The sequence below is a fragment of the Vallicoccus soli genome, assembly GCF_003594885.1.
Taxonomy (GTDB): domain Bacteria; phylum Actinomycetota; class Actinomycetes; order Motilibacterales; family Motilibacteraceae; genus Vallicoccus; species Vallicoccus soli.
Map to the genome: position 1 here is coordinate 448,562 of NZ_QZEZ01000001.1, position 14,057 is coordinate 462,618.

The 14,057-nt window shown below is 78.4% G+C and carries 17 protein-coding genes; 8 read left to right on the forward strand and 9 right to left on the reverse strand.

Going from position 1 to position 14,057, the window contains the following annotated elements; translation table 11 throughout:
* Positions 1-27: 27 nt before the first annotated feature.
* Positions 28-945, forward strand: coding sequence for a DUF5995 family protein (locus tag D5H78_RS02200; protein WP_119948741.1), 918 nt, complete (start codon positions 28-30; stop codon positions 943-945).
* A 21-nt stretch (positions 946-966) separates the two neighbouring features.
* On the opposite strand, the gene D5H78_RS02205 is transcribed toward D5H78_RS02200, so the two are convergent.
* The 4 genes from D5H78_RS02205 to D5H78_RS02220 form a co-directional block, all read right to left on the reverse strand.
* A complete protein-coding gene (locus D5H78_RS02205; protein WP_218566133.1) occupies positions 967-1,734 on the reverse strand; it encodes a hotdog family protein in 768 nt (255 codons plus the stop codon).
* Positions 1,735-1,744: 10 nt separating this feature from the next.
* Positions 1,745-2,407 carry a UdgX family uracil-DNA binding protein gene (locus D5H78_RS02210; protein ID WP_119948742.1) on the reverse strand — a complete coding sequence of 221 codons (663 nt, stop codon included), beginning with the start codon at positions 2,405-2,407 and terminating at the stop codon, positions 1,745-1,747.
* 250 nt (positions 2,408-2,657) lie between these two features.
* On the reverse strand, positions 2,658-2,945 hold the full coding sequence (locus D5H78_RS02215) for a YciI-like protein (RefSeq protein ID WP_119948743.1): 288 nt from the start codon (positions 2,943-2,945) through the stop codon (positions 2,658-2,660).
* A 28-nt stretch (positions 2,946-2,973) separates the two neighbouring features.
* Entirely contained in the window at positions 2,974-3,417 is a 444-nt protein-coding gene (locus tag D5H78_RS02220) for a DUF1707 domain-containing protein (protein WP_119948744.1), read from the reverse strand.
* 80 nt (positions 3,418-3,497) lie between these two features.
* Here D5H78_RS02220 and D5H78_RS02225 point away from each other — a divergent pair, with 80 nt between their 5' ends.
* From D5H78_RS02225 to D5H78_RS02235, 3 genes are read left to right on the forward strand one after another with little or no spacing between them, the layout of a single operon-like run.
* Positions 3,498-4,037 (forward strand): PadR family transcriptional regulator, encoded by a 540-nt coding sequence (locus D5H78_RS02225; RefSeq protein ID WP_119948745.1) that lies wholly within the window; start codon positions 3,498-3,500, stop codon positions 4,035-4,037.
* Between the two features lie 16 nt (positions 4,038-4,053).
* Entirely contained in the window at positions 4,054-4,398 is a 345-nt protein-coding gene (locus D5H78_RS02230; RefSeq protein WP_119948746.1) for an ArsR/SmtB family transcription factor, read from the forward strand.
* Positions 4,388-4,873, forward strand: a complete 486-nt coding sequence (locus D5H78_RS02235) for an SRPBCC family protein (protein WP_119948747.1) — start codon at positions 4,388-4,390, stop codon at positions 4,871-4,873. The genes D5H78_RS02230 and D5H78_RS02235 overlap by 11 nt, the downstream gene beginning before the upstream one ends.
* 30 nt (positions 4,874-4,903) lie before the next feature.
* Here D5H78_RS02235 and D5H78_RS02240 read toward each other — a convergent pair whose 3' ends face one another.
* From D5H78_RS02240 to D5H78_RS02250, 3 genes are read right to left on the reverse strand one after another with little or no spacing between them, the layout of a single operon-like run.
* On the reverse strand, positions 4,904-5,194 hold the full coding sequence (locus D5H78_RS02240) for a hypothetical protein (RefSeq protein WP_119948748.1): 291 nt from the start codon (positions 5,192-5,194) through the stop codon (positions 4,904-4,906).
* Positions 5,191-6,009, reverse strand: coding sequence for a ParA family protein (locus tag D5H78_RS02245; RefSeq protein WP_218566135.1), 819 nt, complete (start codon positions 6,007-6,009; stop codon positions 5,191-5,193). The genes D5H78_RS02240 and D5H78_RS02245 overlap by 4 nt, the downstream gene beginning before the upstream one ends.
* A 17-nt stretch (positions 6,010-6,026) precedes the next feature.
* Positions 6,027-7,367, reverse strand: coding sequence for a cryptochrome/photolyase family protein (locus D5H78_RS02250; RefSeq protein ID WP_218566136.1), 1,341 nt, complete (start codon positions 7,365-7,367; stop codon positions 6,027-6,029).
* Between the two features lie 85 nt (positions 7,368-7,452).
* On the opposite strand from D5H78_RS02250, the gene D5H78_RS02255 reads away from it, so the two are divergent.
* A complete protein-coding gene (locus D5H78_RS02255; protein ID WP_218566137.1) occupies positions 7,453-8,451 on the forward strand; it encodes a ferredoxin family protein in 999 nt (332 codons plus the stop codon).
* A gap of 68 nt (positions 8,452-8,519) precedes the next feature.
* Positions 8,520-9,173, forward strand: coding sequence for an iron-dependent transcriptional repressor DtxR (locus D5H78_RS02260; protein WP_218566258.1), 654 nt, complete (start codon positions 8,520-8,522; stop codon positions 9,171-9,173).
* A 207-nt stretch (positions 9,174-9,380) separates the two neighbouring features.
* Here the strand turns inward: D5H78_RS02260 and D5H78_RS02265 are convergent, their stop codons facing one another.
* The gene (locus tag D5H78_RS02265; RefSeq protein WP_119949297.1) at positions 9,381-9,953 is read right to left on the reverse strand and encodes a histidine phosphatase family protein; all 573 of its coding nucleotides are present in this window, start codon (positions 9,951-9,953) and stop codon (positions 9,381-9,383) included.
* Between the two features lie 161 nt (positions 9,954-10,114).
* On the opposite strand from D5H78_RS02265, the gene D5H78_RS02270 reads away from it, so the two are divergent.
* Positions 10,115-11,587, forward strand: coding sequence for a glutamate synthase subunit beta (locus D5H78_RS02270; RefSeq protein WP_119949298.1), 1,473 nt, complete (start codon positions 10,115-10,117; stop codon positions 11,585-11,587).
* A gap of 31 nt (positions 11,588-11,618) precedes the next feature.
* On the opposite strand, the gene D5H78_RS02275 is transcribed toward D5H78_RS02270, so the two are convergent.
* Entirely contained in the window at positions 11,619-13,046 is a 1,428-nt protein-coding gene (locus tag D5H78_RS02275) for a threonine/serine exporter family protein (RefSeq protein WP_165865562.1), read from the reverse strand.
* A 57-nt stretch (positions 13,047-13,103) separates the two neighbouring features.
* Here D5H78_RS02275 and D5H78_RS19050 point away from each other — a divergent pair, with 57 nt between their 5' ends.
* Positions 13,104-14,054 (forward strand): PfkB family carbohydrate kinase, encoded by a 951-nt coding sequence (locus D5H78_RS19050; RefSeq protein ID WP_218566139.1) that lies wholly within the window; start codon positions 13,104-13,106, stop codon positions 14,052-14,054.
* Positions 14,055-14,057: the final 3 nt, after the last annotated feature.

Sequence of the window (14,057 nt, forward strand, 5' to 3'; positions counted from 1 at the left end):
GCGGGTGCGGTGCGGCGGTGGACGGCGGTGGCGGCCGCGTCGGCGGTCCTGGTCACCGGCGCGGGGGCGGGCGGTGCGTCGGCGTCCCTCGTCGCCGGCGGCGACGGGCGGGACCCGCTCATGCTGGGCTGGACGAGCGTGCTGCCGCCGGCCGTGGGGACGTACGACCCCGGCAGCGAGGACGCCTGCCGCAGCGGCCGGCCGCAGTGCCTCGAGCGCACGCTGCGCTGGATGCGCGCGGACCTCGACCGGCTGGCCGCGGCGTGCCACCACTCGTCGGTCTTCGCCCTGTCCTACCTGCGCACCACCGAGGAGTACGGCCGCGCCGTCGCGACGCCCGGCTTCTTCGAGGACCCGCGGTTCCTCAACCACTACGACGCGGTGTTCGCCGAGTTCTACGTTCGGGCCCGCGAGGACTGGGACGCCGGCCGGCGCGGCGACGTGCCGCCCGCCTGGCGGGTCGCCTTCGAGGCCGCGGAGCAGCGCCGGGTGCCGGCCGCGGCGGACCTGCTGCTGGGGATCAACGCGCACGTCAACCGCGACCTGCCGTTCGTCCTCGCCGGCATCGGCCTGCGCGCGCCGGACGGCACGAGCCGCAAGCGCGACCACGACGCGGTGAACGTCTTCCTCAACCGGGTGACCGAGGACCTCATCGACGAGGCGGCGCGGCGCTTCGACCCGAGCATCGACGACGCGGAGCTCCCGCTCGGGCTGACCTGGACGACGCTCATGCAGCTGCTGCTGACCTGGCGCGAGACGGCCTGGCGCAACGCGGAGCGGCTCGTGGCCGCGCCCGACGAGGCGGCCCGCGCGCGGGTGGCGGCGCAGGTCGAGGCGACCGCGGAGGCGTACGCCCGCTCGGTGGTCCTGCTGACGTCGTACCTGCCGCCGCTCACCTCCCCCGCCGCCCGCGAGCGGCACTGCGCGGTGCACGGGCGGGGCTGAGCCGCTGCCGGCGCCGCTCCCTCAGGCGGCGGGGGACCGCCGCGCGAACTCGGCGAGGTCGACGGCCACCCACACGGCGTGGGCGCGGCCGAGGACGCGGCCGTCGCCGTCGTACAGGGTGGTGGCGCTGAACGAGCGCCGCCCCTGCTCGCCGAGCAGCGCCCCCATGACGACGCAGCGCTCGCCCGCCCGCGGCAGGGCGTCGACCTGCGCCGTCATGCGCCCGAGGACCGACGGGCGGCCCGGCAGGTCGACGGTCCAGCCGCCGGGGCAGTCCAGCGCGGCCCACGCGACCTCGGCCGGCACCTCCCCGTCGGGGCCGGCGTGCTCCGGCCGAGGGGTCCACGCGGCCGCCGTGGTGCCGGGCCGCGCGGGCAGCGGGCCGGGGCGCAGGCCGAGCCCGTCGGGGCGCCCGGTGCCGCACACCCAGCAGCGCGGGAAGGGGTGCCGGGCGAGGCCGGGGAAGCGCGCGCCCGCGGCCAGCGCCTCCTCGTACGGCACCGGCTCGACGCAGTCGACGTCGAGCTCGGTGGCCAGCGCCTCGGCCACCAGCTCGCCCGCGGCCTCCAGGCGCAGGCCGGGCCCGTCGGCGACGACGTCGAGGGGGGCCGCCAGCGGCGGGGGGCGCCGCAGCGCCACCTGCGCCGCGGGGGCCCCGCCGCGGGGCAGCCGGGCCGCCAGCAGGCCCGCGAGGTAGCCGCCGTTCGCGGACCCGTCGGGACCGCAGCGCTCGGGCTCGACGACGAGCCGCCCCGCCTCCGGGGCGGCGCCGGGATGGTGCTCGATCACCCGCGCAAGCCTAGGCGCCGCCCGCCGCGAGCAGGTCCGCCCCCACGCGCAGGTCGGCGACGAGGGCCGCGTACGCGCCGTCCCGGTCGTCCGCCCGCAGCACCGAGCTCGGGTGCACGGTGACGAGGAAGCGGCGCTCGCCGCGGGAGGTCTCCCGCTCGAGCACCTGGCCGCGGTCGCGCAGGACCCGCACCTGCGTGCCGAGCAGCGCCCGCACCGCCGTGGCGCCGAGGCAGACGGTGAGCTCGGGGTCGACGTCGCGCAGCTCGGCCGTGAGCCAGGGCTTGCAGGCCTCGAGGTGCACCCGGTCGGGGGTGGCGTGGATGCGCCGCTTGCCGGGGCCGGCCTGGGTGAAGCGGAAGTGCTTGACCGCGTTCGTCACGTAGACGGCGGTCCGGTCGACGCCCGCGTCGTCCAGCGCCCGCTGCAGCAGCCGTCCCGCCGGGCCGACGAACGGCACGCCCTTGCGGTCCTCCTCGTCGCCCGGCTGCTCCCCGACGAGCGCCATCCGCGCGCTCGTCGACCCCGCCGAGAAGACCACCTGCGTGGCCGGCTCCCACAGCTCGCAGCCCCGGCACTGCGGCGCCGCCGCCCGCAGCGCCTCCACCGGCCCGTCCTCGGGCACCCACTCCTGCGCGCCGGGGCGCTCCACCCCGTCCTTCGCCGTCGCCATGCCCCCTGGCCTTCCCCGGGCGTGCCCGGCGACCCCTCCTCGCCCTGCCCGGGCGGCGGACAGCTCCTGCTCGCCCTCGTCCGGCTGGTGCTCGCCGAGCCCGTGCTGCGAGAGCCTGCCGTGATCATGCTCGGAGGGCGCGGCGGGTCCGGGTGGCGTCTCCGCCGCTGCCTCGCCGTGGTCGCCGCCAGCGCCGTCCGAGCATGGTCGCTGCGGGCCGCCGGTGGTGCTGTCGAGGGCCCGGCGCCGGTCAGGGGCCGACGACGACGGTCCAGGGGCGGACGGTCCACGAGGAGACGGCGCCGTGCAGGACGTACGGGTCCTCGCGCGCGAACCGCTCGACGACGGCCGGGTCGTCGACGGACCACACGAGGACGGCCCGGTCGGGCGGGTCCGCGAGGGCGCCGGCGAGGAGCACCTCGCCGCGCTCGTGGGCGGCGCGGACCAGGCGGAGGTGCTCGTCGCGCAGCGGGGCGCGGCGCTCGAGGTAGTCGTCGGGGAGGGCGTACTCGAGCAGGTAGAGGGCCACGGGCGCCATCCTGCACCGGGTCCCGGGCGACCAGCGCTCAGCCGAGGGCGGGGCGGCCGTACGCCCGCCGGGCGTGCCCGGCGATCCCGATGCCCCAGCCGAGGGCCGGCCAGACCGGCCAGGGGTACCAGGCGCCGGCGCTGAGCCCGACGGCGAGCCAGATGCCGACGAGCAGGGCCATGACGGCGGCGTACGCGCGGACCTGGGGGCGCAGGCACGCCTGCGCGGAGGCGCGCTCGCGCAGCGCCCGCTCCCGGCGCTCGCGCTCCTGGCGGAGGCTGGCCGGCAGGTCCGCGACGAGCGCGTCGAGCTCGCCGGTGGTGCGGGCGGCGAGCGCCCGGTCGAGCCGCTCGTCGAGCTCGTCGAGGCGCAGGTACCCGGCCCCGGCGGCGTCGCCGAGCAGGGCGCTGGTGCGCTCGCGGTCCGCGTCGCCGGCGCGGGCGCGGGCGCTGCCGGTGCGGGCGGGCTGCTGGTCGGTCATCTCGGGCTCCTCGTGTCCACAGTGGACGGTCACCCCAGCGTGTACCGTCCACAGAGGACGGTCAACCCCCGGGAGGCAGGGTGAACGCGACGTCGGCCTCGCTGCTGGGGCTGCTCGACGTGTGCGGCGGCGAGCTCACCGGGGGCGAGCTCGTGCGGACCGCGCAGGAGCGCCTCGGGGAGTTCTGGACGCTGACGCGCAGCCAGGTGTACCGGGAGCTGGCGGTGCTGGAGCGCGACGGGCACGTCGCCCCCGGCACCCCGGGGCCGCGGGACGCGCGGCCGTACCGCGTGACGCCGGAGGGGGTCGCGGCGTACCGCGCTTGGATGAGCGGGGCGCCGCGGGCCGACACCATCCGCATCCCCCTGCTGCTCACCGTCGCCTTCGGGCGCCTCCTGCCGCCGGACCGGTACGCCGCCGTCCTCGACGCCGCCCGCGAGGAGCACGCCCAGCGGCTGGCGGGCTACCGCGCCCTGGACGAGCGGCTCGAGGCCGAGGCTGCCGACGCGTTCGCCCGGGCGACGCTGTCGTTCGGCCTGCACTACGAGGAGGCCGTGCTGCGCTGGTTCGACGCGCTGCCGACCGAGGTCCGCCGGGGGGTTGACCCGCCCCGAGCGTAAGCGCAGACTTACGCATGTGCTCGCCCACCGGGTCGTCGAAGCCCTCGGCGACCCCACGCGCCGGGCGGTCTGGGAGCGCCTGGTCCGGGGACCGGCGTCGGTCGGCGAGCTCGCGGCGGGCCTGCCGGTGAGCCGGCCCGCTGTGTCGCAGCACCTGCGGGTGCTCGCGGCGGCGCGCCTCGTCGCGGCCACCCCGCAGGGCGCCCGCCGGGTCTACCGCGCGACGCCCGACGGCGTCGACGCTCTGCGCGCCTGGCTCGACGACCTCCAGCGCTTCTGGGACGACGCGCTCGCCGCGTACGCCCGCGACCCCGCCCTCCAGCCCGACCGACCCGCCGAGGAGCCCCGTGATGACCCCTGAGACCGCACTGCCGGCCGTGGCCAGCAGCGTCCATGTCCCCGTGGACCCGACGGCCGCCTTCGACGCCTTCACCGCCGGGATCGACCGCTGGTGGCCGCGCAGCCACTCCGTCGGCTCGGCGCCGCTCGCCCGCGCCGTGGTCGAGCCCCGCGCCGGCGGGCGCTGGTACGAGGTCGGCGAGGACGGCTCCGAGTGCACCTGGGGCGAGGTGCTCGCGTGGGAGCCCGGCGCGCGCCTCGCCCTGTCGTGGCGCATCGACGGCTCGTGGCAGGCCGACCCCGACCCCGCGCGGGCCAGCACCGTCACCGTGACGTTCACCGCGGCCGACGGCCCCGACGGCCGCCCCGGCACGCGCGTGGACCTCGTCCACGACGGCTTCGAGCGCCACGCCCGCGCCGCCGACGAGCTGCGCAGCAGCGTCGCCGCGGACGACGGCTGGCCGGGGCTGCTCGCGCGTTACGCCGCGACGGCCTGAGCCCGGCCCTCCGCCGGCCGTCCCGGGGACTCAGCCGTCGAGCCAGACCCGCAGCAGGTGGAAGGCGGCCTCCTCGGGCGTGTACCCGAGCTCGGCGGCGCGCGCCTTGAGCTGCTTGCGCATCGCCTTGGGCAGCGGCACGACGAGGTCGACGGCCTTGTCGCCGTCGCCGGGGAACGGCACGTGCGACGCGCCCTTGGCGCCCTTGCCCTTGGGCTTCGGCGGCAGCTCGGCGCGCAGCGCGGCGAGGTGCGGCGCGGCGGGGTGCACCGTCGCGTCGGCGGCCCGGCGCAGGGCGGGGCGCGGCTCGGGGTTGCTCATCGGGACCTCCTCGTGGCGCCGGCCCGCCCGCCGAGCGGCCCGGACGCGCCGTCGATGCCGAGCAGCCGCTCCAGGTAGCCGCCGAGCACCTGCCCCACCTCGCGGGCGCCGGGGGAGCGGTAGGCCTGGACGGGGACGTACGCGCCGGCGGCCTGCTGCACGGCGGCCCGGTCGGGCAGCGCGGGGGTCAGGAGCAGGTCGTCGTACGCGTCCTCGAGCTCCCGCAAGCGGTAAGCGTGTTCCGCCGAGCGCGCCCGGACCCGGTTGACCACGACCCCGGCCGGGCGCAGCCTGAGGTTGGAGCTGCGCCGCACGACGTCGACCGCGTCGAGCGCCTGCTGGGCGCCGTGCAGCGCGAACAGGGTCGGCTCGGTCACGACGAGCGCCCGGTGGCTCGCAGCAAGCGCGTTCCTCGTCAGGTCGCCGAGGGACGGCGGCGAGTCCACGAGCACGAGGTCGTAGCCGTCGAGGCCGTCCATGGCGATGCGCAGCCGCAGGGTGCCGTCACGCCCGGCCGAGGGCAGGTCGCGGTTGCGGTGCTCGAGCGCCCGCTCGGCGACGACGACGTCCACCAGGTCGCCCCAGCCGGAGCGGCTGACCGCCTGGCGCAAGACCCCGGCGCGCGCGTCGGCGAGGACGTCGTTGCTCGTGTACGTCACCTCGCGCGGGTCGAGGACCGTGGAGGCGTTGGCCTGCGGGTCGAGGTCGACGACGAGCGTGCGCACCCCGCGCTCCAGGGCGGCGCCGGCGAGGCCCAGGACGACGGACGTCTTGCCCACGCCGCCCTTGAGGCTCACCACGCTCACGACCAGCACGGGCGGACCCTACCGGTTCAGCCGGCCACCTCCTGGTAGCGGCGCAGCGCCTCCTTGCGCTCCTCGCCGTGGTCCACCACCCGCTCGGGGTAGCCCGTGGGCAGCCCGCCGGGCAGGGTCCACGGCTCGTGCACCGCGCCGCCCGGGACGTCGCGCAGCTCCTCGACGTACCGCCGGACGTAGTCGCCGTCGGGGTCGTGCTGGCGCCCCTGGGTCACGGGGTTGAAGACGCGGAAGTACGGCGCCGCGTCGGTGCCGGTGCCCGCGACCCACTGCCAGCCGTGGTTGTTCGACGCGAGGTCGCCGTCGACGAGGTGCTGCATGAAGTGCCGCGCGCCCAGGCGCCAGTCGAGGTGCAGGTCCTTGCAGAGGAACGAGGCGACGACCATCCGCACCCGGTTGTGCACCCAGCCCTCGGTGAGGAGCTGGCGCATCCCCGCGTCGACGAAGGGGAAGCCCGTGCGGCCCGCCCGCCAGGCGTCGAGCAGCGCGCCGGCCTCGTCCTGGCGCATGCGGGCCATCTCGGGCCGGTACGCCTCGCGCGCCGTGCGGGGCTCCTCCCACAGCACGTCGGCGTAGAAGTCGCGCCAGGCGAGCTCCTTGCGGTACGACTCCGCGCCCTCGCCCTCGTCGTCCCCGAGGTCCGCGAGGACCGTGCGCGGGTGCAGCTCGCCGTACTTCAGGTGCACGGACAGCCGGGACGTGCCGGACAGGTCGGGGCGGTTGCGCGTCCCGGCGTAGCCGTGCAGCCGCTCGTCGCGGAAGGCGCGCCAGCGGCGGCGCGCGGCCTCCTCGCCGGCGGGCGGCAGGTGCGTGGCCCCGAGGTCGGGCACGTCCGGCACGCCCTGGTCCTCCAGCGGCCGCACCCAGCGCACGTCGCGCGGCGACCCGGCCGGGGCGTGCCAGCCGACCTGGCGCCACGCGCGGTAGAAGGGGGAGTAGACCCGGTACGGCGAGCCGTCGGGCTTGCGCACCCGTCCGGGGGCGACGGCGTACGGGGACCCGGTGCGCACGAGCGGCACGCCCGCGTCGGCGAGCGCGCGCTCGACCCGCCCGTCGCGCTCGCGGCCGTACACGCCGGTGTCCGCGGCGGCGTGCACCGACTCGGCCCCGGCGGCGCGCGCGGCCCGCACGACCTCCTCGGCGGGGTCGCCCCGCCGGACGACCAGCCCGGTCCGCTCGCGCAGCGCGTCGAGGCTCCGCGCGAGGTACGCCCGCCGCGGCGCCCCGCTCGTGCCCCACAGCCGGGGGTCGACGACGAAGAGGGGGACGACCTCGTCGGCCTCGGCCGCCGCCAGCAGGGCGGGGTTGTCGGCGAGGCGCAGGTCGCGGCGGAACCACATGATCCGGGTCGTCACGGGGGAAGGGTCCCCGCAACCGGGCGGGTCCGCACGCCGGACCGCCGGCTCGCGGGGCCGCGGAGGTGAGGGTAGCCTTCCCTTCGTGCTCGACCAGCCCGTCGCCGACCTGCCCGGCTGCGCCCTCGCGGCCCTGCGCAGCGGCGAGCCGCCCGCGGGCACCGCCACCCCGATCCGGTCCTGGGTCGCCCTCGAGCACGACGGCCCGTGGGGCCGCGACGTGCTCGCCCGGGTCCTGGCGGACGTCCTCGAGCCCGGTCCGCGGGCCCGGCTGCTCGCCGCGCAGCGGGAGGCCGGGCTGCGCCCCCTCCTCGTACGGCGCCCCGCGCCCGAGGGTCGGCGGGTCGGCCCGTCCGGCCCGCCCACGGTCCTCGTCGGCAGCGCCCGGCGCGGCGCGGCCTGGCTCGAGCGGCTCCCGCTCACGGACCTGCGCGAGCTCAACGACCTCGACCCGGCCGCCGTGGCCCACGGCGCGGGCGGCCTGGGCGAGCCCGTCGACGGGCCGGTCTTCCTCGTCTGCACGCACGGGGCGAAGGACCTGTGCTGCGCGGTGCGGGGCCGTCCGGTCGCGTCGGCCGTCGCCCGGGACCACCCCGGGGCCACGTGGGAGTGCACCCACCTCGGCGGCGACCGGTTCGCCGGGAACCTGCTCGTCCTGCCCGACGGCTACCTGCACGGGCAGCTGGACCCGCAGGGCGCCCGCGAGGTGGCCGCCCAGGCGGCGGCCGGCCGGGTCGTCGTCGGCTCGCTGCGGGGCCACACCCGCGCCAGCCGCTGGGAGCAGGTCGCGGAGGTCGAGGTGCGTCGGCGCACCGGGCTCACCGGCACCGCGGACGTGGCCCCGGTGCGCCAGGTGCTCCGCCCCGGCGAGGGCGCCGACGTCGTCGTGCGCGGCGGGGGCCGGCTGTTCACCGTCGCGGTGCGCCTGCGCGACCTGGGCCCGCGCTCCAGCCGGTGCACCGGCCTGCAGGAGCCGTCCCGGGTCCCCGTGGCCGTCGCGGTCGTCGAGGGCGTCCGCGCGGCGGAGGTGCTCCCGGGGCGCGGAAGCGCACGCCGGGCCGCTCTGTTGCAACAATCTGCGTAGCGCCCAGCGGGTGGGTGCGGCCGCGGACGGAGCAGCGCTTGAGCCACGACCTGATCGACACGACCGAGATGTACCTCCGCACGATCTTCGAGCTGGAGGAGGAGGGGATCATCCCCCTGCGCGCGCGCATCGCCGAGCGCCTCCACCAGAGCGGGCCCACGGTCAGCCAGACGGTGGCCCGGATGGAGCGCGACGGGCTCGTGACGGTGCAGGGCGACCGCCAGCTCGTGCTCTCCGAGCAGGGGCGGGCCCTGGCCACGCGGGTCATGCGCAAGCACCGGCTGGCCGAGTGCCTCCTCGTCGACGTGATCGGCCTCGGCTGGGAGGACGTGCACGCGGAGGCGTGCCGTTGGGAGCACGTCATGAGCGAGCAGGTGGAGCGCAAGCTGCTCGACCTGCTCAAGCACCCGAAGGAGTCCCCGTTCGGCAACCCGATCCCGGGCCTCGAGGAGCTGGGGGAGGGCGTCGACCCGACGCAGGAGCAGGACGTGCGCGCGCTGCGCACCGTCGCCGGCCCCTCGCGGGCCCAGGTGGTCGTGCGCCGCATCGGCGAGCCGATCCAGACCGACCACGACCTCATGACGACGCTGCGCCGCGCGGGCGTCGTCCCCGGCGGGTCGGTGACGGTCCAGGAGTCGCCCGGCGGGGTCCTCGTCGGCTCGCACGGCGAGACCGCCGAGCTGACCACCGACGTCGCCGCCCACGTCTTCGTCAGCGCCTGAGCCCGGCTCCGGGGCGCCCGGTCCGTCCCGGAGCGCCCCGGTCCGCCCCGCACGCTGCGTGGGCGCGTCCTGCGGGTCCCCGCATCTCGTGGACGCGGTCCCGCGCGCTGCCCTAGGTTCGCGACCGGCGCAGGGCCCCCGGGGTCTCCCCCCCATCCCGCGGGGCCCTGCGCTGCCCGCGGCGGGCGGGCGGGCGGCCGCCCGCCCTCAGGTGCTGACGGGCGCGTTCCAGACGAGCACCACCCGCCGGTCGTGCTCGTACCCGAGCAGCGACAGCGTCGCCGGGTCGAGCCGCAGCAGCGCGCCCGCGGCCGCGTCGAGGCCGAGCCAGCGCGCGGCGAGCACGCGCAGCAGGTGCCCGTGAGCGACGAGCGCCACCGTGGGGTGCTCGCCCTCCAGGCCCTCGGTCACCCGGGCGAGCACCCGGTCGGCGCGGGCGCCCACCTCGTCCGCCGACTCCCCGCCGGGCGCCCCCCGCTCCCACACCGACCAGCCGGGGTCGCGCCGCTGCCAGTCCTTGGTCGTGATGCCCTCGACCTCGCCGTAGTCCCACTCGCGCAGGTCGTCGTCGGTGCGGTCCACCCGCAGCCCGGCCAGGTCCGCCGTGCGCCGCGCCCGCTCCAGCGGGCTCGCGACGACGAGCGAGGGCTCGTACGAGGCCACCACCGGCGCCGCCGCCCGCGCCTGCTCCTCGCCCCGCTCGGTGAGTGGCACGTCGGTGGTGCCGGTGTGCCGGCCGGTGCGGCTCCACTCGGTCTCGCCGTGGCGCAGCAGGAGCAGGCGGGGGCGCTGCGGCGGCGCCTGGTCGGGGCGGGCCTCGCCGGAGGCGGGGACGCCGGGGGAGCCGGGGGAGCCGGGGGAGCCGGGGGTCGTGTCCGTCACACGACCGACCCTAGGACGTGACCGCAGCGGCGCTCGAGGTCGCGCACACTGGGAGCACCATGCCGATCGATCCCTGGGGCTTCACCAAGCACCCCCGCGTCGAGCCGCCCAAGCGCCCCGTGCAGGAGCGCCTGGCGGACTGGGACGTGGTCTACCGCCGCCCGTCCCTGCCGCTCGTGCGCGAGCAGGCCCGCCGCTGCATGGGCTGCGGCGTGCCGTTCTGCCACGGCGGCTGCCCCCTGGGCAACCTCATCCCGGACTGGAACGAGCTCGTCGGCGACGACCGGTGGGCCGACGCCATCGAGCGGCTGCACGCCACCAACAACTTCCCGGAGTTCACCGGGTGGCTGTGCCCCGCGCCCTGCGAGGCCGCCTGCGTGCTGTCCATCAGCGACCAGCCGGTGACCATCAAGCAGGTCGAGCTGTCGATCATCGACGAGGCGTGGGACCGCGGCCTCGTGGGCCCCAGGCCGCCGGAGCGGCTCAGCGAGGCCTCGGTCGCGGTCGTCGGCTCGGGCCCGGCCGGCCTCGCCGCGGCCCAGCAGCTCACCCGGGCGGGGCACACGGTCGTGGTGTACGAGCGCAGCGACGCCCTCGGCGGCCTGCTGCGGTACGGCATCCCCGACTTCAAGATGCCCAAGGGGCACATCGACCGGCGCATCGAGCAGATGCGCGCCGAGGGCACCCGCTTCTGCACCGGCCACGACGTCGGCGGCGCGGGCCTGTCCGTGCGCGACCTGCGCGCCCGCTTCGACGCGGTCGTCCTCGCCGTCGGCGCGCTCGAGCCGCGCGACGTCGCGTACGAGGGCCGTGACCTCGAGGGCGTGCTCCAGGCGATGGACTACCTCCCCGAGGCCAACCGGGTCCTCGCCGGGAAGCGGCCGGCGCCGCCGGTCGACGCGAAGGGCCGGCACGTGGTCGTCATCGGCGGCGGCGACACCGCCGCCGACTGCCTCGGCACCGCCAACCGGCAGGGCGCCGCCTCGGTCACCCTCGTCGACCACAACCCGCGCCCGGCGCCCCTGCGGGACTGGATCGCGAACCCGTGGCCGCAGTGGCCGCGCATCGCCCGCCGCTCCCCGGCCCACGAGGAGGGCGTGCAGGAGGAGTGGGCCACCGAGGTGCTCTCCTTCGTCGGCGACCTCGGCGGGCACGTCCGGGGGGTCCGGGTGCACGAGGTGCGCCGGACGTACGTCGACGGCCGGCGCGTGTTCGAGCCGGTCGAGGGCACCGAGCGCGAACTGCCGGCCGACCTGGTCCTGCTCGCGGCCGGCTTCGTCGGCACCGGCGCGGACGAGCTGCTCGGCGGGCTGGGCGTGGGCGTGACCCCCGAGCGGGGCACCGTGCGCGTGGACGGGCGCTGGGCCACCGACGTGCCCGGCGTCTTCTCCTGCGGCGACGCCTCGCGCGGTGCCTCGCTCGTCGTCTGGGCGATCGCCGACGGGCGCGCCTGCGCCGCCGCCGTCGACGAGCACCTCACCGGCGAGCGGCGCCTGCCCGCCCCCGTCACCCCGTCCGACCGCCCCCTCTGAGCGCGGCCGCCCCGGCCCCGGGGGGCGGCCCTCAGGGCCGGCGGCGCAGGGCGGGCAGCCGGGTCCGGGTGAGCCGCACGCCCGCGAGCCGGGGCCCGGCGAGGCTCGGCCCGGCGATGCGGCGCTCGAAGCGCGCGACCTCGCGGGCGGCCGGCTGGCCGAGGAAGCTGCCGAGCACCACGCCGGCCGCGAGCGCGAGGCCGACCGACGTCGCCTGGGTGAGGGTCAGCAGCCCGCCGACCGTGTCGCCCTGGCTCAGCCGCAGCATGCCGCGGAAGAGGGTGAGCCCCGGCAGCAGCGGGATGATGCCCGCGGCCACGTGCAGCAGCGGCGGCACCCGCTGCAGGTGGGCGAGGGCGTAGCTGCCCGCGCCGACGACCACCGCGCCGCCCGCGGAGGCGAGGGCCGCCCCCAGCGCGGCCTCCTGCAGCAGGGCCAGCACGAGCCAGCCCGCGGCCCCCGCGACGCCGGCCGCGGGCAGGGTCCGTCGCGGCGCGTGGTTGGCGCAGGCGAAGGCGGCGGCCGCGACGCCGGCGCTGAGCACCTGCAGCGGCAGGTCGCCGAGCGAGGGGCTCGTGGAGGTGAGCAGCACCCGCACGCCCGCCCGGCTGCCCACCGCGAGCGCGACCGCGACGCCCGCGATGATCCCGGCGGTGGACACGAAGACCTCGAGGGCGCGCCCCGCCGCGGTCACCGGGAAGCCGGTGATGGCGTCCTGCACGCAGCCGACGAGCGCCGAGCCGGGCAGCAGCACGATGATCCCGCCCGCCACGACGAGCGACGGGCGCACGTCGACGTCGACGCCGGCCAGCACGAGCGCCGCGGCGGTCGCGATGGCCGCGCCGACCGCGTTGCGGAAGAACTCCGGCAGGTGGCGCCGGGCGAGCGCGCGGATGACGCGGTCCACCACCGCCGAGGTCAGCAGGGCCACGCCGGCGACGAGCGGGCCGCCGCCCAGGAGCACCGCCACCGCGGCGGCGAGCAGCGCGGAGGCTGCGGTGACGGTCCAGCTGCCGTACGGGTGCCGGCGGTGCCGGACGTCGTCGAGGCGCTCGGACGCCTCGGCGGGCGTGAGCCGGCCGTGCACCAGGTCGTCGACGAGGTTGTCGACCTCCGTCACCCGCGTGTAGTCGAGCAGGCGCGCCCGCACCAGCCGCATGCTCGTCACGGGCGCGACGTCCGGGGCGCGGACGTACGAGACCGTGATCGTCGTGTTGGTGACGTCGACCTCGACCCGGCGCAGGCCGCACGCGCCGGCGACGGCCATGACCGTCGCGGTGACGTCGGCGGCGCCGGCGCCGCCGCTCAGGACGATCTCGGCGGCGCGCAGGGCGATGTCCAGGGCGCGGTACGCCTCGCGCTCGTCCGGCTCGGGCAGGTGCACGGGCTCGACGGGCGCCCGGCGGGCGCGCCGCTCGCGGGCGCGACGGTCCTCCTCGCGCTGCCCGGCCCTCCGCACCCCGCCATGATGGCGGACCGGCCCCCGCGCCCCGCGGGGCGGGGAGAGGGGCGGCGGGTGGCCGAGCGGCCGGGGGTGCTGTGCGTCGGGCTGGCCACGCTCGACGTCGTGCAGCGGGTGGACCGGCTGCCCGGGCCGGACGAGAAGGTGGTCGCGCAGGGCCTCGACGTGGCCGCCGGCGGCCCCGCGGCGGGTGCCGCCGTCACGGCCGCGGCGCTCGGCGCCCGGGCGGTGCTCGTCACCGCGCTCGGCGGGTCGCCGCTGGCTCGGCTCGTCGCGGAGGACCTGCGGGCCGCCGGCGTGCGCCTCGTCGACGCCGAGCCGGGCAGCGAGCGGCTCCCCGCGGTGTCCTCGGCGACGGTCCTCACGACCACCGGCGAGCGCTCGGTCGTCTCGGTCAACGCCGAGGGCGTCGCCGCCGCGCCGCCGGACGGCCTGGCGGGTCTCGTCGCCGGCACCGGTGCGGTCCTGCTCGACGGGCACCACCCGGCGCTGGCCCTGGCGGCCGCCCGGGCGGCCCGCGCGGCCGGCGTCCCGGTCGTCCTCGACGGCGGCAGCTGGAAGCCGCACCTGCCCGACCTGCTCCCCCTGGTGGACGTCGCCGCCTGCTCCTCCGCGTTCCGGCTGCCGGCGGGGGAGCCGCTCACGGCGCTGCTCGGCGACGGCGCGCGGGGGCCGCGCTGCGTCGCGGTCACCCGGGGCGGGGGCCCGGTGGGCTGGTGGGCGCGCACGCCGGGCGGGACCCGCTCGGGCGAGGTCCCCGTCGCGCGGGTGCGGGCGGTCGACACGCTGGGCGCCGGGGACGCCTTCCACGGCGCCCTGGCCGCGGCGCTGGCGGTGGCGCCGCCCGGCCCCGACCCCGTGCCCGGGCTCGTCGCTGCCCTCGGCCTCGCGGCGCGGGTCGCGTCGGTCCGGGTGGAGCACGCGGGGCCCCGCGCCTGGCTCGCCGACCCGCGCGTGGCGGGGGCGCTCGGCTCGGGGTGGCGGGGCGTCGGACCCCGCCCCTAGGCT